General features: G+C 71.8%; 15 protein-coding genes. 4 read left to right on the plus strand and 11 right to left on the minus strand.

All coding sequences use genetic code 11. The annotated features are described in order from the left end of the window. Window positions 1-46: 46 nt before the first annotated feature. A complete protein-coding gene (locus tag D0D15_RS02555; RefSeq protein ID WP_094003314.1) occupies window positions 47-1,360 on the minus strand; it encodes an aminotransferase-like domain-containing protein in 1,314 nt (437 codons plus the stop codon). Window positions 1,361-1,540: 180 nt separating this feature from the next. Here D0D15_RS02555 and D0D15_RS02560 point away from each other — a divergent pair, with 180 nt between their 5' ends. Beyond that, complete coding sequence (locus tag D0D15_RS02560) at window positions 1,541-2,188, plus strand: GNAT family N-acetyltransferase (RefSeq protein WP_027933192.1); 648 nt, start codon at window positions 1,541-1,543, stop codon at window positions 2,186-2,188. Window positions 2,189-2,266: 78 nt separating this feature from the next. On the opposite strand, the gene D0D15_RS02565 is transcribed toward D0D15_RS02560, so the two are convergent. The 9 genes from D0D15_RS02565 to D0D15_RS02605 form a co-directional block, all read right to left on the minus strand. Beyond that, window positions 2,267-3,400, minus strand: a complete 1,134-nt coding sequence (locus tag D0D15_RS02565; protein ID WP_094003313.1) for an N-acetylmuramoyl-L-alanine amidase — start codon at window positions 3,398-3,400, stop codon at window positions 2,267-2,269. Window positions 3,401-3,603: 203 nt separating this feature from the next. After that, complete coding sequence (trxA, locus tag D0D15_RS02570) at window positions 3,604-3,930, minus strand: thioredoxin (protein ID WP_094003312.1); 327 nt, start codon at window positions 3,928-3,930, stop codon at window positions 3,604-3,606. Between the two features lie 35 nt (window positions 3,931-3,965). Further along, window positions 3,966-4,958, minus strand: coding sequence for a thioredoxin-disulfide reductase (trxB, locus tag D0D15_RS02575; protein ID WP_094003311.1), 993 nt, complete (start codon window positions 4,956-4,958; stop codon window positions 3,966-3,968). Window positions 4,959-5,059: 101 nt separating this feature from the next. After that, window positions 5,060-5,824, minus strand: coding sequence for an anti-sigma factor (locus D0D15_RS02580; RefSeq protein WP_094003310.1), 765 nt, complete (start codon window positions 5,822-5,824; stop codon window positions 5,060-5,062). Beyond that, on the minus strand, window positions 5,821-6,456 hold the full coding sequence (gene sigM / locus D0D15_RS02585; protein ID WP_094003369.1) for an RNA polymerase sigma factor SigM: 636 nt from the start codon (window positions 6,454-6,456) through the stop codon (window positions 5,821-5,823). Before sigM ends, D0D15_RS02580 begins: the two co-directional genes overlap by 4 nt. Before the next feature lie 10 nt (window positions 6,457-6,466). Further along, window positions 6,467-8,056: a protein kinase family protein gene (locus D0D15_RS02590; protein WP_115944200.1), complete on the minus strand. Its 1,590-nt coding sequence runs from the start codon at window positions 8,054-8,056 to the stop codon at window positions 6,467-6,469. 79 nt (window positions 8,057-8,135) lie between these two features. Further along, the gene (gene murJ / locus D0D15_RS02595) at window positions 8,136-9,971 is read right to left on the minus strand and encodes a murein biosynthesis integral membrane protein MurJ (RefSeq protein ID WP_094003308.1); all 1,836 of its coding nucleotides are present in this window, start codon (window positions 9,969-9,971) and stop codon (window positions 8,136-8,138) included. A gap of 355 nt (window positions 9,972-10,326) precedes the next feature. After that, window positions 10,327-12,456, minus strand: coding sequence for a DUF6049 family protein (locus tag D0D15_RS02600; protein ID WP_115944201.1), 2,130 nt, complete (start codon window positions 12,454-12,456; stop codon window positions 10,327-10,329). Next, window positions 12,453-12,977, minus strand: coding sequence for an NUDIX hydrolase (locus tag D0D15_RS02605; RefSeq protein WP_162830491.1), 525 nt, complete (start codon window positions 12,975-12,977; stop codon window positions 12,453-12,455). The genes D0D15_RS02600 and D0D15_RS02605 overlap by 4 nt, the downstream gene beginning before the upstream one ends. Window positions 12,978-13,108: 131 nt before the next feature. Here D0D15_RS02605 and D0D15_RS02610 point away from each other — a divergent pair, with 131 nt between their 5' ends. The 3 genes from D0D15_RS02610 (at window position 13,109) to D0D15_RS02620 (ending at window position 16,331) form a co-directional block, all read left to right on the plus strand. Continuing rightward, on the plus strand, window positions 13,109-14,542 hold the full coding sequence (locus D0D15_RS02610; RefSeq protein WP_115944202.1) for a CCA tRNA nucleotidyltransferase: 1,434 nt from the start codon (window positions 13,109-13,111) through the stop codon (window positions 14,540-14,542). A gap of 34 nt (window positions 14,543-14,576) precedes the next feature. Beyond that, on the plus strand, window positions 14,577-15,866 hold the full coding sequence (locus tag D0D15_RS02615) for a sensor histidine kinase (protein ID WP_094003305.1): 1,290 nt from the start codon (window positions 14,577-14,579) through the stop codon (window positions 15,864-15,866). Between the two features lie 72 nt (window positions 15,867-15,938). Continuing rightward, window positions 15,939-16,331: a hypothetical protein gene (locus D0D15_RS02620; RefSeq protein WP_094003304.1), complete on the plus strand. Its 393-nt coding sequence runs from the start codon at window positions 15,939-15,941 to the stop codon at window positions 16,329-16,331. Here the strand turns inward: D0D15_RS02620 and D0D15_RS02625 are convergent. Next, the gene (locus tag D0D15_RS02625) at window positions 16,328-18,175 is read right to left on the minus strand and encodes a TNT domain-containing protein (protein ID WP_233157027.1); all 1,848 of its coding nucleotides are present in this window, start codon (window positions 18,173-18,175) and stop codon (window positions 16,328-16,330) included. The two genes, D0D15_RS02620 and D0D15_RS02625, sit on opposite strands and share 4 nt — an antisense overlap. Window positions 18,176-18,177: the final 2 nt, after the last annotated feature.

The raw sequence follows: 18,177 nt of genomic DNA on the forward strand, positions 1-18,177 counted from the left end.
CACTCTCCTCAATCAACAGTCTAAATAGGACTCAGCAGCGCGGCGATCAGGCCGTGTCCGGCGCCGGCGTCTCCGGGCCGGGGATCGCGCGCATGCTGACGTTACCGAACGTGCGCACCAGGTCCATTTCGGACTCGAGCACCGCGGCCAGGCGCCGCACGCCCTCCTTGATCCGCTCGGGCGTCGGGTAGCAGTACGACAACCGCATCTGCCTGCTGCCGAAACCGTCGGCGTAGAAACCGGTCCCGGACGCGTACGCGACCCGGGCCGTGACGGCGCGCGGCAGCATCGCCTTGGTGTCGACACCCTCCGGCACCGTCACCCACACGTAGAACCCGCCGTCCGGGTTCGTCCAGCTGCAGCCGGCCGGCAGGTGCTGCTCCAGGGCGGACAGCATCGCGTCCCGCCGCTCCCGGTAGTTCTCGCGGAAGGTCTTGATCTGGCCCTGCCAGTCGTGCGTGGCGAGGTATCGCGACACGATCAGCTGGTTGAACGTCGGCGGGCACAGCGTGGCCGACTCGGCCGCCAGCACCAGCTTCTCCCGCACCGCGTGCGGCGCCAGGACCCAGCCCACCCGCAGGCCGGAGGCGAACGTCTTGGAGAACGAGCCCAGGTACACGACGTTGTCCGGGTCCAGCGACCGCAGCGCCGGGTAGGTCTGGCCGTCGAAGCCGAGCAGCCCGTACGGGTTGTCCTCGACCACCAGCACGCCGTGGGCCCGGCAGATCGCGAGGATCTCGGCCCGCCGCTCGACCGCCAGCGTGACGCCGGCCGGGTTGTGGAAGTTCGGGATCGTGTACAGGAACTTGACCCGCTGGCCGGCCTTCTCGGCCTGCGCGAGGGCCTCCCGCAGCGCCTCCGGCACCAGCCCCTGGTCGTCCATCACGACGTGCACGACCTTGGCCTGGTAGGCGGCGAACGAGCCGAGCGCGCCCACGTAGGAGGGGCCCTCGGCCAGCACGATGTCGCCCGGGTCGCAGAACAGCCGGGTGACCATGTCCAGGCCCATCTGGGAGCCGACCGTCACCACGATGTCGTCGGAGTGCGCGTTGATGCCCTCCAGCGCCATGACCTCGCAGATCTGCTCGCGCAGCACGGGCACGCCCTGCGCGGAGCCGTACTGCAGGGCGGCCAGGCCGTCCTCCGCGATGATCTCCCCGACCTGCGAGGACAGGCTGTCCAGCGGGAGCGCGGCGAGGTTCGGCATGCCGCCGGCGAGCGAGACCACCTCGGGGCGGCTGGCCACCGCGAAGAGAGCTCGGATCTCCGACGCCGTCATGCCGGCCGTGCGGGCGGCGTAACGGGCGAGGTGGGGATCGAGGTCTCGGCGGCCAGTGTGCTCGGGTGGATTCGCAGTCATCGCACTTCGCTCTGTCGGATGGTCAGTTTCCCGAGTGTAACCACTCGTCCTTGTGATGTTCCCGGCCTTTCGGCGTGGGTCACAGGCGCCTATCCTCGGATGCGGCCGAGCAGGCTGTGGCGATCCGCCACGCCCTGCCTCACCTCAGGCCGGCCGCCGCGAATCCGGGGAGGGGATCAGGTGTCGCGTCGAGTCGTGGGCGTCACCCTCGACAACCTGGAACACCTGCCCAAGAACTGCCGCCGGTGCGTGTACTGGGAGCTCGCGCCGCACCTGCGCGCGCAGGCGGAGGAGTTCGGCCAGACCGAGGTCGAAAAGGAGGCCTGGGTCTCCTCGGTGCTGCTGGAGTGGGGCTCCTGCGGCCGGATCATCTACAGCGACTCGCTGCCCGTCGGGTTCGTGCTGTACGCGCCGCCGAACCTGGTGCCGCGCTCGGTCGCGTTCCCCACGTCGCCGCCCAGCGCGGACGCGGTGCTGCTGACGAGCTTCCAGGTGCTGCCGGAGTTCCGCGGCGGCGGGCTGGGTCGCACGCTCGTCCAGGCGGTCGCCAAGGACATGACGCGCCGCGGGGTGCGGGCGATCGAGGCCTTCGGCGACGCGAGCCCGGACGACGCCGACAACGAGCTGCTCGGGCACACCTGTGTGGTGCCCGCCGACTTCCTCACCGCGGTCGGGTTCAAGACCGTGCGGCCGCACCCGAAGTGGCCCCGGCTGCGCCTGGAGATCCGCTCGGCGCTGTCCTGGAAGGAAGACGTCGAAGCGGCCCTCGAACGGCTCCTGGGCCAGGTGACCATCACGACCGCGGAGCCGAGTACCGCGCGCGCTTGAGCCGAGTTATCCACAGAAACCGTCCACAAGGCAGGGGTTGTCCACAGCTTCCTGTGGACAACCCCTGTGTGTCGGTGACTATTCGGCCTTGGCGAGCTCGTGCGCGAGCACGTCGGCGAAGGTGAAGGTGCCCGTCGGCTGGTCGCCCTCGCCGAGCAGGTACAGCCGCTTCACGGCGATCAGGATGCCCTCGGCGACGATGTCGCGGAACGCCGGGTCGGACAGCTTCGCGCGGTCGCCCGGGTTGCTCAGGTAGCCGATCTCCATCCGCACCGCCGGGCACCGGGTGAGCCGCAGGATGTCCCAGGTCTTGGCGTGCGTCCGGCAGTCCAGCAGGCCCGTGCGAGCGGCCACCTCGCGCTGCAGGTAGCCGGCCAGCAGCTCACCCACGGTGGACGTGGTGCCCAGCCCGTTGCCCCAGTGGAACGACGCGATGCCCTGCGCGTGCGGCGAGGAGTTGCTGTCGCAGTGCAGCGACAGGAACAGGTCGGCGCCCGCGTTGTTGGCGAACGCGGCGCGCTCGGCCTCGGCCGGACCGTGGTCCGGGCCGCGCGAGATCAGCGCCTCCATGCCGGTGGCCTTCATCCGGCCCTCCAGCCGGCGCGCCAGGTCCCACACGATGTCGGCCTCACGCAGGCCGCCGATCTCCACCCCGGCGTCGGCGCCGCCGTGACCGGGGTCGATGACGATGCGCTTGCCCCGCAGACGCGGACCGGACTGGCGGACCTGCTCCTGCTCACGCAGCAGCACCGGGCGGCCACCGCGGGCACGCGGCGAGAGCTGACGCAGCGCGCGGACCGTCGCCGGGCCGCAGATGCCGTCGATGACCAGGCCGTAGTCGCGCTGGAAGCTGCGCAGCGCCTGCTCGGTCTTCGGGCCGAACACGCCGTCGGGGCGGCCCGCGTCGTAGCCCAGCTCGGTCAGCCGGTCCTGCAGCGCGAACACGTCGTCGCCGTGCACCGGCGAGGAGATCAGGTAGGCCAGCGGGCGGCTGCCCAGGTGGAAGGTCGCGCCGCGCAGCACGTGGTAGGTGGCCGGGCCCACGACACCGTCGATGAGCAGGCCACGGCGCTGCTGGAAGCCGCGGACGGCCCGTTCGACCTCGTGGTCGAACAGGTTGCCGGCATCCGGCCGGAGCAGTCCGATCGAGGCCAGCATCGACCTGATCTCAGCGACGTCGTCCCCGACGTCGCCGCGGCGGAGCACCCGCATGCACTCCTCGCTCTTTCCTTGGGCATCGATCGAAAACCGATGCGGCACAAACAGATATCGGGCTAGCCTCGGGTACCCATTCTGCCCTGAGAACTCTCCGTGACCGCGCAGGGCCGGTCGGTGCGTCATCCGGGCGGGTGGCATGGAAAAACCCGGGGGCCCGTCTCCAGAAGACGTTCACCCCCGGGTCGAGGTTGCCTGCGTCAGGCGAGCACGTCGGACAGGTCCGACAGGAGCGCGGCCTTCGGCTTGGCGCCGACGATCTGCTTCACCGGCTTGCCGCCCTGGAACAGGATCAGCGTCGGGATCGACATGACCTGGTAGTCGCGGGCGGTGCCCGGGTTCTCGTCGATGTCCAGCTTCGCGACGGTCAGCTTGTCCTTGTGCTCGGCGGCGATCTCCTCGAGCACCGGGGCGACCATCTTGCACGGCCCGCACCAGGTCGCCCAGAAGTCGACGAGAACCGGCTTGTCGCTGGTCAGCACGTCGTCGGCGAAGGACTGGTCGGTCACCTTGACGGTGTCGGACATTTCATCTCCCTAGTTCGGTACGGGCTTGCGGTCGGTCAGTTCGCGGAGCCGTAGCCGCCGCCCACCAGTTCGGGCGCGACCTCGGCGTCGGGGTTGCCGGCGTGCTCGGCCAGCCAGCGCTCGGCGTCGATGGCCGCGGAGCAGCCCGAGCCGGCAGCGGTGATGGCCTGCCGGTAGGTGTGGTCGACCAGGTCACCGGCGGCGAACACGCCCGGCAGGTTGGTGTAGGAGGTGCGGCCCTTGGTCAGGACGTAACCCTCCGCGTCCAGCTCGACCTGGCCCTTGACCAGGTCGCTGCGCGGGTCGTGGCCGATCGCGACGAAGAAGCCGGTGACGTCGAGCACCGACTCCTCGCCGGTGACCGTGTCCGCCAGCTTCAGGCCGGCGACGGTGGTGTCACCCAGCACCTCGACGACCTGCTTGTTCAGCGCCCACTTGATCTTCTCGTTGGCGCGGGCGCGCTCGAGCATGATCTTGGAGGCGCGGAACTCCTCGCGCCGGTGCACGATCGTCACCGATCGGGCGAACTTGGTCAGGAAGGTGGCCTCCTCCATCGCGGAGTCGCCACCGCCGAGGACGGCGATGTCCTGGTCGCGGAAGAAGAAGCCGTCACAGGTGGCGCAGGCGGAGACACCGCGGCCGAGCAGCTCCTGCTCACCGGGCACGTGCAGGTAGCGCGCCGCCGAGCCCATGGCGAGGATGACGGCCTTGGCCGCGTAGCGCGTGCCGTGGGCGGTGACGTACTTGACGTCGCCCTCCAGCTCGAGCTTCTCCACGTCCTCGGCGCGCAGCTCCGCGCCGAAGCGCTCGGCCTGCTTGCGCATCTCCTCCATCAGGTCGGGGCCCTGGATGCCGTCCCGGAAACCGGGGTAGTTCTCGACCTCGGTGGTGGTCATCAGTGCGCCGCCGAACTGGGAACCCTCGAAGACCAGCGGTTCGAGCTGGGCACGCGCGGCGTACACCGCGGCCGTGTACCCGGCCGGACCCGACCCCACGATGATGAGGTTCCGAACGTTTTCCGCTGCCACCCGTAGACCTCCGCTCGTCGTGACCTGCGTACCAGGCTCAACACGATCGTAGGGTCCGGTGTTCCCGAGGTGACACGCGTCGCCCGTGACGTGGAACGCGCCTACCCGATCACCTTGTCCACCAGCACCCCGGCGTCGTTCGCGCCGCAGGCCGGGGCGAACGCGACCAGCCGGAACTTCGCCAGCTGACCGGTGGTCAGCAGGGTCAGCACGGCCGGCTGCCCGTCGATCGAGCCCTGGCGGACCCCGATCGGCTTGGCGGTGTCGGCGAAGCCCGCGGCGGTCAGGCACGCCTGCAGCGCGTCGGCGTTGCCCAGCGGCCCGTAGTCGAAGGTGCCCTGCAGCTGGCCGACCGCGCTCGCGGTCTGGTCGCTGCGCAGGTTCAGCGGCGGTTGCGCGGCGCTCTGGCCCGGCGGCGGCGCGGCCACGTTGCCGCCCGGGGACGGCGAGGTGCCGCTCGGGATGGCGATCGCGACGGCGGCCACCGCGGCGGCGGCCACGGCCACCACCCCGCTGATCCAGCCGATGCGCTTGTTGCGGCGACGGCGGGCCGCGTCCAGGCTCACCACCGGCGCCACGCCGGACTGCTGCTGCGGGAACGCCCGCCGGGCCTCCTCGGCGATCGCCGCGTCCAGGCGGGCGGCGTACTCCGCGGGCATCGGCGGGACGTCCGCGCTCAAGCCGGCCAGGTCGGCGGTGGTCGCCTCCAGTGCCTCGATGATCGCGCGCGCCTCGGGATCGGCCTGCACCCGCGGCCACAACCGGGCGGCTTCGTCGTCGTCCAGGACGCCGGCGTGCAGGTCCGCGAGCAGGTCGACAGACCAGGGCGGGCCGGCGGCCTCGATCCCCCGACTCTCGTCCGTCATCGTCCCTCCCTCTCGCGCTGTGCCCCAGACCGGCCGCCGCGCTCCCGTTTGCTTTCGGAAGTTGGGACGTTCGCTATTGCATCCGGGTTCCGGAGATGGCCGAGAACTTTGGCGAGTTTGGCGCGGCCCCGGGCGCACCGGCTCTTCACCGTGCCCTCCGCGATCCCGAGCATCCGCGCGGTCTCGCTGACCGAGTACCCCTCGACGTCGACCAGCACGATCGGCATCCGCTGGTCCTCCGGCAGCTGCGCCAGCGCCTCCTTGATGACCAGCCGGGTCTCCCGGTCGGCCATCGAGTCGCGCGGGGTCGCCGGTTCGTTCACGCCGGTCTCGGGCAGTGGCACCGTCGGGCGGGCCTGCCTGCGCCGGACCCGGTCCAGGCACGCGTTCACCACGATCCGGTGCAACCAGGTGGTGACCTGGGATTCGGCGCGGAAGTTCGCGGCGGCGCGGAAGGCGGAGATGAAGGCGTCCTGGAGGGCGTCGGCGGCTTCCTCGGGGTCGCGCAGGGTGCGCAGAGCCACCGCCCACATGCGGTCCCGATGCCGCCGGACCAGTTCGCTGAACGCGTGCGGGTCGCCCGACGCGTGCGCCGCGATGAGGTCGGCGTCCGTTGGTGCAGCTGCGGTCACCCGCAGCACACTACTGGGCGGGCAGGAAGGTCAATTCGCCTATCTGGGACTGGTAGCCCTTGTCCGTGTCACTCAGCTGAGTGATCCAGATGATCACGTACTGCGCCTGCTGGGGCTGCGGAAGAGTGATGTCGGTGGTCTGCCCGTTCAGCGTGGCCGTGCCGACCACCCGGGTGTCGGCCAGCTCCGGGTTGCGCGAGTCGGCCACCCGGACCTCGATCGAGGTGCCCGGGCTGTCCGCGGCCACCGTGATCTTCGCCAGGTTGATCGGCTTGTCGAAGCTCGCGAGCAGCCCGACGCCCTCCTTGATGGCCGGGAACTGCTGCCGGTACTGGTCGGTCCGCCAGATCGTGCCCGGGTCGCCGTCCACGGTGTTGCGGGCGCGGCTGGTGTTGTCGCCGTTGCCGTCCGGGTTGTAGACCGTCACGCTCTCCGGCCCGACCGCAGCGCCGATCTGCGCCTGCCCACCGGTCGACGGGGGCGGGTTCGGCGACGGGTTGACCGGCGCCGACGCGGACGCCGTCGGGGTCGGGTTCGCCACGTTGATCGGCGGCCCGCCCGAGCTGGGGTCGTCCTGGAAGAAGCTGATCGCCAGCATGCCGAGCCAGGCCAGGATGGCGACCGCCGCGACGACCAGCACGGTGACGCCGAGCGCGAGCTTGCGCCGCCGCGCGCGGTCCTTGACCGGCTTCTTCGTCGTCCAGATCGTGCCGTCGCCGTCGGCCTCCATCTGGGCCTTGATCAGCTGGGTCCGCTCCTCGGCCTCGGCGGCCATCTCCAGCGCGCGCACGATCGCCACGCTGGTGCGGATGCCGCCCGGGCCGCCGTCCTCGACGGTGCGCACCGCCAGCGACGACAGCTCCTGCGGCACCGACGGCTGCAGCGAGCGCGGCGGCACCAGGCGCCCGTTCGGGGCGTGCGGCGCGGCCGGGATCGCGGCCGGCCCGCCGGGCAGCGGCCAGCGACCGGTGAGCAGCAGGTACAGGATGCCGCCGATGGCCTTCACGTCGTCGCGCAGCGTCGCGTCCGGCAGCGGGCCGGGGAAGGCCAGGCGCAGCGAGCCCTCGGTGGTCAGGCGCAGGCGCTGCGGGTGGTCCAGGCCGAGCACGAGACCGGAGTGGTGGGCCCGCTCCACGGCCTCGGCGAGCCGCTGCACCATCCGCGCCGCGGCGAGCGGCTGGACCGGCCGGTCGGCGACCAGGTCGATCAGGTCGGTGCCCTTGGTCCACTCGGTGACCACCACGCCCAGCAGGCCCTCACCGGAGGTGATGCCGTTGCCGAGGGTGAGTACGTCGAGCACGCGGGCGACCGCTTCGTGGTTGAACTTGGCCGCGTGCGTGGCGCGCTCGAGCGTCTTGCGGGCCTGACGTGCGGCTTCGGCGTCCGCGGGGTCGCCGACGAGCAGCGTCAGCGCGACGTCCCGCCGCAGCTGGCCGTCCCGCGCACGCCACAGGTGGGCGCCCGCCCGCTCGTCGATGCCGAACTGGGCGAGCAACCGGTACCGGCCGTCTCCGACGACGCTGCCCGGCGCGAGGGAGCCTCCCCTCGCGCGGACGCCCGTCCGGATCGGACCGGACTGCTCGCTCCGCTTCTCGTTCACCCCACGCTCTCTCTCCCGCGTCTGAGATCGAGGGTACGTGAACACGTGGGGTGAGACAGGGTTATCCGTGAGTGGTTCGTTACCCGCGCTTGATCAAACGGGTGATTCTCTTCGTGGCCGGCGCCAGCTCGTCCACCTTGAGCAGCGCGAGTACGCCGAACGACACACCCAGGCCGACGATGCCCTGCAGGATCAGCTTGATCCACGCGGTCAGCCGCTCGCCGAGGTCCGGGACCACCCAGCCGACCGCGATCGCGGCCAGCACGCCCAGCCCGCTGGCCACGACGGTGAACAGGATGACCCCGAGCACGCGCCTGCTGCGCAGGTTGCCCAGGCTCACCCACAGCCAGACCTGGCCCATGATCGCGCCGACCACGAACGTCAGCGAGTTCACCATCATCGCGCCGAGCACGATGTTCTGGTCCGACAGCAGCACCGGGCACAGGTACAGCAGCGGGATCTTGACCAGGGTCATCACGACCATGATCAGCGTCGGCGTGCGGGCGTCCTTCATCGCGTAGAACACCCGCAGCTGCAGCATGACCAGCGCGTACGGCAGCAGGCCGAACGCCGAGATGGCCAGCGCCTCGCCCAGCCGCGACGCGTCCGCGGTCGAGTTCTCCCCGCCGCTGAACAACGCGACACCGACCGAGGTGCCGATCACCGACATCACCGCGGCGATCGGCACGAGCATCACCGTGGAGATGCGGGAGGCGTAGGACAGGTCGGCGACCACCTTGCGGGTGTCGCCGTCGGCGGCGTTGCGCGACAGCCGCGGCATGATCGCGGTCAGCAGCGAGACGCCGATGACGCCGTACGGCAGCTGGAACAGCAGCCAGGCGTTGGAGTAGATCGTCACACCGCCCGGGTCACCGCTGGTCAGCACGCGGGTGTTGACGGTGAAGCCGATCTGGCTGACCGCGACGTAACCGAGGATCCACAGCGCGAGCCCGCCGAACTCCTTCATGCGCTTGTCGATGCCCCAGCGCCACTTGAACCGGAACCCGGTGCGCAGCAGTGGCGGCACCAGCATGACGGCCTGCACGACGATGCCCATGGTCACGCCGATGCCCAGCAGCAGCAGCTTCGGCTGGCTCATCTCGACCGGGTTCCAGGTGATCTCACCCGGGGTGAGCATGAACACGGCCAGCGTGAAGATCACGACCAGGTTGTTCACCACCGGCGCCCAGGCCGGCGGCCCGAAGATCTGCTTGGCGTTGAGGATCGCCGACAGCAGCGCGAACAGGCCGTAGAACAGGATCTCCGGCAGCAGCAGCCGCGCGAACGCCGTGGTCAGCTCGGAGCTGGTCTTGCCCGGGTCGCCGTCCAGGTACAGCGAGGTCAGCCACGGCGCGGCGGCCACCGCGACGATCGTGCCGATCACCAGCAGCACGAACGCCACGGTCAGCATCCGCTGCGTGTAGGCCAGACCGCCGTCCTTGTCGTCCTGCGACCGCACCAGCAGCGGCACCACGACACTGCTCAGCACGCCGCCGAGCAGCAGCTCGAAGACGATGTTGGGCAGCGTGTTGGCGATGTTGAACGAGTCGTTCACCACGCTGGTGCCGACCGCCCAGACCAGCATGATCTTCCAGAAGAACCCGGTGATCCGGCTGATCAGCGACGCGATCGCGATCCGGCTGCTGGACCTCGCCAGCGACGGCGCGGCCGGCTTCTCCGGCGCCTCGACCGGCGGGATGAACCCGGTGGCGTCGAGCCCCGGCCCCTCGCCGAACGACGTCGACGGCGAGGTCGAGATCCGCGGCATCATCCGCGTCGCGAGCGCGTCGTACGGGCGCAGCACGTCCGGGTCTGCCACCGGCCAGCGGTTGCCGCCCTGCACGCCGCTGATCCGCGGGATCAGCATGGTCGCGTCCGGGTCGTTCGGCGGCAACGGCGGCGCACCGAACGGCATGCTGTCCTGGTGGCGCGGCCGCTCCTGACGCCACGGCCGCACCGGCTGGCGGCGGTCGGGCGGGGCCTGGCGGCCGGTCGGCGGCGGTTGCCTGCGATCCGGCGGCGGTGGCTGACGGCGTGGCGGCTGCGGCGGCTGCGGCGGTGGCAGCTGGCCCTGCTGGCGGTTCACCTGCGGGGGCCGTGGCTTGCCCTTCGCCGCAGGCGGGATCCGGCGGGTCTGCTCCTGCCGAGCGCGATCCGGCGGCGGGCGCCGTGGTCCGCGGTCGGCGGGACGCTCGGGTGGCCACCCCGGGTCTCTGTCCAACGCGCGCCCAATCCTCGCCGGTCCGGTTCTGGTGCCCCAGAGTAGTCGGTCAGGCCTTGCGGGCCCGGACGCGACGGTAGATCTGCCGCGCGGAGAGCAGCACCAGGGCCGCGGCGCCGGCGATGGTGAGGACCAGCGTGACCACGCCGTACTCGTTGGACCGCAGCTCGAAGCGCGCCGGGTTGCCCAGCGGCGTGCCGCCGGGGGTGGTCAGCGAGACGGTCAGGTTGAACACACCGGCGCGCAGGGCCTCCGCCGGGATCCGCTCGCTGCCGCCGAGGCCGGCCGGCACCAGGCGGTCCGGCACCTGCTCGACGCGCAGGCCGGGCGTGTTGCTCAGCTGGATCCGCACCGCGATCTGCACCGGCAGCCGGTTGTTGAACGACACCGGCAGCGGCGCCGACCCGGACGCCATCGAGATCGGCACCGGCGGGGTGTCCACCGTGACGCGGCCGAGCAGGCCGTCCAGCTCGGCGCGGGCGTCGGCGGCCGAGGCCTCCGCGGCGCCCTGCCACGCGCGCCAGGCCCCCGACGTGCTGCGGACCAGCGCGAACCGCACCAGCCCGGCCAGCTCGGCCGGCTCCACCTGGGCGGCCGGGTCGATCTGCATCGCGCCCTGCAGGTCGGTCATCGTGGTCTCGATCGAGGACATCTCGTCGGTGACCGACGTCGGGGTCGCGGTGGCGAGGTCTTCGGAGTCGTAGCTCATCCGGGCACTGCCCGTGCTCGCGGTCGCCAGCAGCGCGGGCAGCGGCTGCGGGGCCAGCATGTTCCGGTCCACGAAGTCGCCGACGTTGCGCAGGAAACCGGTCAGCTCGTCCTGCGTCGCCGTCCACCGGCGGGGCGGCGCGACCAGCACCGGGCGGGACGTGCCACCGGCGAGCCCGCCGCGGAAGGCGAGCGCGGCCAGGCCGTTCTGGGTCGCGATGTCCGGGTCGTCCACCGGCGTGGCGGCGGTCACCTCGGTGCTGCCGGACGTGCCGGCCAGCCCGGACAGGACCAGCGAGTCGACCTGCTGGGCGCGCAGCGCGGTGCCGTCCAGCGTGACCGCGCCGGACGACTGGCTGCCGGTCGACGAGTCGACCGGGTCGGTGATCAGGGTGCGCACGCCGGCCGCGCTCAGCGCGGTCAGCGTGCTCTGGTCCAGCGCGCCGTCGGCCCACAGCACGCCGTTCTGCGGCGTCACGCCGAGCAGCTCCTGCACCCGGGCGCCGGTGTCCAGCGCGAACGGCAGCAGGTCACCGCCGCGGACCTTGGTCAGCGCGGTCAGATCGGCGTCGGCGTAGGGCAGCTGGACCACGCACTGCCCGGTGATCAGCTCCCGCAGCGACCGCAGCCACGTCTTCGCGGCCTCCGCGCCCGTTCCGCCGACGGTCCCGGTCCCGGTGCGGACCTGGTATCCGCGGGACATCGCGTCCACGGTGTCGAGCAGGTCGGGGTCGATGGCGTAGCAGAGCGCGCGGCTGAGCTGGGGGTCGTCGCGGACCGCGGCCGCCGACTCGACCAGCCCGTACAGCCGCCCGCCGGGACGCAGCTCGGTCGCCAGGACGTCGTCGGACAGCACCGCGGTGCCCCCCAGCGGCGCGGCCACGATCCGCGGCCGGGTGTCGGCGATCGGCCACAGCATCGTGAACGGGGCCGGCGAGCTGTTCTGGCCGGTCGCGCTCTTGCCCGGCGCGGACAGGACGGGCAGCAGCATGCTCATCGACGCCAGCCGGGCCGCGCCGCCGTAGGCCGGGGTGCCGTTGACGTTGACCAGCAGCGGGTACAGGCCCGCGCTGTTCACCCGCAGGTTGCCGCGCGTGCCGTCGAGCCGGACGGTGACGCTGAGCTGGGCGCTCTCCCCCGGATCCAGCGTCGCGGGCTCGACGTCCACCCAGTCGGTGCTCGACGCGGCGGCCGCGGCCGCGCCGCTCATCGCGGTGCGCACCTGGCGCTCGGTGGTGAGCCGCTCGCCCAGCTCGAGCCGGACCTGCAGGTCGCTGATCCGCCGGTCGCCCACGTTGGTGACGGTGCCGGTGACGTTGAGCGTCACCGAGTTCATGGTGATCACGCGCGGGTTGACCTGCGCCACGTCCAGCCGGAGCCGACTGGGTGCCTCGGTCTGGGCACTCCCCGTGACCGGGACGAACATCGCGAGGAGGAACGCAACCAACCCGGTGGCGGCGAACCGCTTCACTCCGACGCTCCTTCTGTCGCTCGCGTGTCGTCGTCGAACAGCTCCCGCGCCTTGCGCACCAGGGACCGCTCGTCGGTGTAGGCGAGCCGGGTCTCCAGATCGGCGATCGGCACCCAGGCCACCTCGGTGACCTCCGAGTCCTCGTCGGACAGCTCGCCGCCGGTGGCTTCCAGGAGGAAATGATGCACCGTCTTGTGCACCCGGCGTCGTTCGGCCACGAACCAGTAGTCGATGGTGCCCAGCGGCCGCAGCACGTCCGCGGAGATCCCGGTCTCCTCCTTCACCTCGCGCACCGCAGTCTGCTCGATCGTCTCGCCGTCCTCGATGTGGCCCTTCGGCAGCGACCACAGCAGCTTGCCGTGGCGGTCCAGCCTGCCGATGAGCACCGCGTTCTCCCGGGCGGGGTCGACCACCAGACCGCCGGCGGAGGTCTCCACGGAGGTCGTCATCCGCCGGCCGCGGCGGCGTCGCGACCGGCGTCGCGGCTTACCGCCGCCGGAGCGACCGGCCGATCCAGACATGCTGCGATGCTAGTGCGTGGCTGCCGATTCCGGCCGCTACTGCGTAGTTGACTGTTCACTCCTGGTCGATGGGTAGGCTGGTTCCTCGTGTCTGTCATGGTTGAGTCCACCCCCGAGGCGGTTCGATCCCGGTGAACGAACTGACCGCGAAGCGGAACGCGGTGACCGAGCTGATGCGGATCTCGCCGCTGGCCGACGAGCTGGCCGGGCTGTTCGCGAAGGCCGGGCACCGGCTGTACCTGGTGGGTGGCAGCGTGCGGGACGCGCTGCTCGGCCGCCTGTCCGCCGACCTCGACTTCACCACCGACGCGCGCCCGGAGCAGATCCTGAAGATCGTCCGCGGCTGGGCCGACGGGGTGTGGGAGGCGGGGATCGCCTTCGGCACCGTCGGCGTCACCAAGCGCGGCTCGACGCTGGAGATCACCACGTTCCGCGCGGACGTCTACGACCGGGTCAGCCGCAATCCCGAGGTGACCTTCGGGGATTCGATCGAGGGTGACCTCAAGCGCCGCGACTTCACGGTCAACGCGATGGCGATCGACTTGTCGACCAAGCAGTTCGTCGACCCCCACGGCGGCATGGATGCGTTGCGCCGGAAGGTGCTGGACACCCCCGCGACCCCGGAGGAGTCCTTCGCCGACGACCCGCTGCGCATGCTCCGGGCCGCGCGGTTCGCCGCCCAGCTCGGGTTCGATCCGGCGCCGCGCGTGGTCACCGCCATGACCGAGATGGCCGGCGAGATCCAGCGCATCACCGCCGAGCGGGTGCAGGCCGAGCTGTCGAAGCTGATGCTCGGCCGGTTCCCGCGGCGCGGGCTGGAGCTGATGGTGGACGCCGGGCTCGCGGAGCACGTCCTGCCCGAGGTGCCCGGTATGCGGCTGGCCATCGACGAGCACCACCAGCACAAGGACGTCTACCAGCACTCGCTGACCGTGCTGGAGCAGGCGATCGCGCTGGAACGCCGGGACGACCCGGACGCCGAGCCGGACCTCGTGCTGCGGCTGGCCGCGCTGCTGCACGACATCGGCAAGCCGGCCACCCGCCGGTTCGAGCCGGGCGGCGGGGTGAGCTTCCACCACCACGAGGTGGTCGGCGCCAAGATGGCCCGCAAGCGTTTGCGCGCCCTCAAGTACCCGAAGCAGATCATCGAGGACGTCGGCCAGCTGGTGTTCCTCCACCTGCGGTTCCACGGCTACGGCAAGGGCGAGTGGACCGACTCGGCCGTGCGCCGGTACGTGACCGACGCCGGTGAGCTGCTGCCGCGGCTGCACAAGCTGGTCCGCGCCGACTGCACGACCCGCAACAAGCGCAAGGCGGCCGCGTTGCAGCGCACCTACGACGAGCTCGAGGAGCGGATCGCGCGCATCCAGGCCGAGGAGGACCTCGCCAAGGTGCGGCCCGACCTGGACGGCAACGAGATCATGAAGATCCTCGGCCTGCCGCCCGGCCCGATGGTCGGCAAGGCGTGGAAGCACCTGAAGGAGCTGCGCCTGGACCGCGGGCCGCTCGACCACGACGAGGCCGTCGCCGAGTTGCGCCGCTGGGCCGCGGAGAACGGGCTGTAACTTCAGGGGGCGTCGAGACGACCGGGAGGTCGTGATGTCCCCACCGCGAGCGGCGAGTTACCTGGGCACCCTGCTGCGGCGCGGCGCGCCCGCGATGGCCGGTGCGACCGGCGGGCTGGACGACGAGATCGCCGATCCGGCGCCGGTGTCCCCGCTGGCGCGGATGCGGCGCATGGCGGGGCCGGTCGACCTCGCGGCGCGGGACAACCTGCTGCTCCGCGCCACCCGGTACGTCGCGATGGTCCCGCTGGTGTACCGCGTGCTGGCGGTGGCCGGGTCGCTGGTGGCGTTCCTCGCGGCCGGGCACGGCGGGGTGGCGCCGGTGGTGGCGGTCGCGGTGTGCTCGATCGCCCTGAACCTGTACGGGCTGCGGTGGTTGTTCCGGTCGGCGCCGTTCCACGGTCGCGGTGCGGCGCGGCTGCTGGTGCTCGACGTGGTGTTCACCCTCGCGGCCAACGTGGTGGTCGCGGCGACGGTGCCGTCGCCGGCCTTCGCGACGGCGATGGCGGTGCCGGGCAAGCACCTCCTGGGTGGGGTGGCGCTGCTGACGCTGGCGTTGGGCCTCGGGTACGGGTTCGGGCTGATGCTGGTGAGCATCCCGCTCGCCGGGGTGGCGTGGTGGCTCAACAGCGGCGTGTTCAACGTGAAACAAGCCTTCGCCGGGGTCGGGACGATCGTCGGCGTTCTGGTGACGGCGACCGGCGCGCTGGTGCTGCTCGGCCTCGGCACGCGGCTGGCGCTGGCGTACGGCATCCGGCACGGCCGTGAGGCGGAGCGCGCGCGGCAGCACCGGATGCTGCACGACACGGTGCTGCAGACGCTGGAGACGATCGCCCTGCCCGGCTCCGGCAGCAGCGAACACCAGTTGAGCGAGGTGCGACGGCTGGCCCGCGCGCAGGCGATCGAGGTGCGGCAGACGATCGAAGGCGCGGAAGGCAGCGGCCCCCTCGGGGAGAAACTGGCGGCCCTGGCCGCGGAAATGGCCCGCGATGGCCTGCGCGCCCAGCTGGTCATGGCGGAGCTGGACGCGGACACCCTGACGGAGGTCCGGCAGGCCGCCATCCGCGACGCGGCCCGCGAGGCGCTGCGGAACACGTTGAAGCACTCGGGAACCGACCGGGTCGTCGTCCGGACCGAGGAGCGGGACGGCGGGGTGGCGGTGATCATCCGCGACCACGGCGCCGGCTTCGACGAGGCGGACCGCCCGCCGGGCTTCGGCATCAGCGAGTCGATCACGGCGCGCCTCGCGGAGGCAGGCGGCCAGGCGCGGGTGGAGTCGAGCCCGGGCAGCGGAACTCGCGTGACGCTCTGGATGCCGCGATGATTGACGGGGTATCGCGCGGTATGGCGCGCTCGCGCTGAAAGGGGCTGATTCCGGGTGGATAACTTGCCGCGCATGACCGAAGAACAGAAGGACACCCGGAGGCTCGCCATCGAAGCACTGGAGACCGCCCGCGAAGCCCGTGTGCTCGCCGTCGCAGCCTCGAAGGAAGTCGGCGACGTCTCAGCTCAGTTGAGAGGGCACATCACGGTGCTCCACGCGCTGCGCGAAACCCAGCTCGAGCAGGGCGCTCGGTTGGATCGACTCGAACGGAAGGTGGACGAGGGCTTCGCGCGGGTGGACGCGAGGTTCGAGCAGGTGGACCTGCGGTTCGAGCAGGTGGACGCGAGGTTCGAGCAGGTGGACCGGCGGTTCGAGCAGGTGGACGCGAGGTTCGAGCAGGTCGTCGACCAGATGAACGCGAGGTTCGACCAGCTGACTGCGTTGATCAAGAGCAGCAAGCGCTAAAGCCGCTCCAACCCGCCCGTCTCGACGTGGTGCCCGACGGGGTGCGGCAGGAAGTACGCCACCGCCCCGCCGGGCATCGTTCCCCACGGCTGGGTCACGCCGGTCAGCACGCGGACCGCGCGCGTCACCCGGTACCGCGCCCGCTGACCCTCCCGCTCCGGCAGCAGCGACGTCTCCGGGAACCGCGCCGTCTCGTCGTGCACCAGGTTTCCGGCCTCGCCGCCGAACCGCACCAACACCGTTCCGGCGGGCAGCGTGATCAGCCGCTTCGCGCGGTAGAAGGTCAGCGGCGGCTCACCGCGCAGCGGCGCGATCGGCCAGTCGCCCTCGTCGTCGACCACGCGCACCGGGTACAGCAGCAGCGATCCGAGCAGGAACCGCGCCGCCTCCTCGACCCGCGCGAACGCCGCCGGCTCCGCGCCGTCCGGGCCGGTGACCTCCCAGCTCGACTCCGTCCGCCGCAGGCTCCACGCCCCCTCGGCCCGCGCGCCGATCCGGTACGCCGACGGCGCGATCCCGTACTCCGCCAGCCGCCGCTCCAGCACGGCCAGCACCTCCGACGCCCGCAGCCCGTACGGCGGGTCGCCGCCGCGGTCGGTCAGCGTGACCGCGTCCACCTCACCGGCCTCGGGCTGCGGCGGCAGCGGCCTGCCCAGCAGCTCCGCCTCCGCCGCGGCGAGCACGTGCGCCGGCACCGTCGGCACCCGGTAGCCCTGCGCCCGCACGTGCGCGGCCAGCTCCGGCTGCGGCGGCAGACCGTATTTCCGCAGGTAGTGCGGCACCGCCGCGGCCCAGATCCACACCCCGTCGGTGTGGAAGGCGTCGGGCACGTCCGGCGGGATCGCCGGCGCGAACAGGTCGGGCAGCCGGTTCGGCCGGGCCACGGCCACCGGCGCCCGGTAGAGGTAGTCGAACAACGCGCGGGCCTCGTCCGGCGGCAGGGCCTGCCGGTTGACCACGGGCGGCTCGCCGGGCCCGTCGACGACGGCCGCGTGCCGGAACGCCACGTCCACCGGCAGCCCGGCCTTCGCCGCGAGCCAGTCCGGGACCTGCTTGCGGTCCCGTGGGAAGTGCTCCAGCTCCGCCTCGTACGCCCGGGCCGTCGGACGCCCCGCCGGTGACTGGCGCCAGTTCGGCTCGGCGGCGGAGTCGTAGTCGAACGTGAACTCGGCGGGCGCGACCAGCGTCAGCGTGCCCTTGAACCACGTCCCGACGCCCGGCTGGTACATCGCGGCCCGCAGGTCGCTGAACAGCTGCCCGAGCCGCGGCGACGCGGGCAGCGACACCGACTCGCCTTCGCCGGCCGCGCGGATCTCGATCTCCGCGTAGTCCCCGACCTGGCGGAACTGCGCGGCGATCCGCTCCCAGCCGTCCGGCACGACGTCCCGCAGCAGCCGCGCGATCTGGCGCACCAGCTCCTGCGGATCCCCGGCGCCGAGTTGTCGCGCACCGGCGGCGAAGTCGTGCCGCTCCTGCCAGATCGCGGTGATCTCGGCTTCCGTGGCCTCGACGCTGAACTCACGCAGGCCGAGCTGCTGCGCCCGCACCTCGTCGGTGCCGTTCCAGCGCAGCGTCAGCCCCTCGCCCGGGGCGACGCGGTAGATGTCGTCGTCGAACAGGCAGTGCGTCTGCAGGCTGAACGTCGCGGCGACCTCGGCCTCCGGCAGGACCTTCGCCGGGCGCCCGGAGTACTCCTCGTCGAAGTCCGGCGGAGCGTCCTCGCCGGGCGGGGTCACGAGCAGCACGGTGCCGTCCGCGCTGGAGCGTTGCGCCGGGAAGACGCGCCCCTGCCACACGGCGTACAGCCCGTCCGGCCGCTCCGCCAACTCCACTCGATACCGCACGA

It is taken from the genome of Amycolatopsis thermalba (assembly GCF_003385215.1).
GTDB classification, from domain to species: Bacteria; Actinomycetota; Actinomycetes; order Mycobacteriales; family Pseudonocardiaceae; genus Amycolatopsis_E; species Amycolatopsis_E thermalba.

Bases quoted from the DNA above. Each gene is read 5' to 3' on its own strand.
- D0D15_RS02555 (WP_094003314.1), bottom strand. From the start codon at position 1,360: ATGACTGCGAATCCACCCGAGCACACTGGCCGCCGAGACCTCGATCCC.
- D0D15_RS02565 (WP_094003313.1), bottom strand. From the start codon at position 3,400: ATGCGGGTGCTCCGCCGCGGCGACGTCGGGGACGACGTCGCTGAGATC.
- murJ (WP_094003308.1), bottom strand. From the start codon at position 9,971: ATGCCGTTCGGTGCGCCGCCGTTGCCGCCGAACGACCCGGACGCGACC.
- D0D15_RS02615 (WP_094003305.1), top strand. From the start codon at position 14,577: ATGTCCCCACCGCGAGCGGCGAGTTACCTGGGCACCCTGCTGCGGCGC.
- D0D15_RS02620 (WP_094003304.1), top strand. From the start codon at position 15,939: ATGACCGAAGAACAGAAGGACACCCGGAGGCTCGCCATCGAAGCACTG.
- D0D15_RS02580 (WP_094003310.1), bottom strand. From the start codon at position 5,824: ATGACGGACGAGAGTCGGGGGATCGAGGCCGCCGGCCCGCCCTGGTCT.
- D0D15_RS02605 (WP_162830491.1), bottom strand. From the start codon at position 12,977: ATGTCTGGATCGGCCGGTCGCTCCGGCGGCGGTAAGCCGCGACGCCGG.
- trxA (WP_094003312.1), bottom strand. From the start codon at position 3,930: ATGTCCGACACCGTCAAGGTGACCGACCAGTCCTTCGCCGACGACGTG.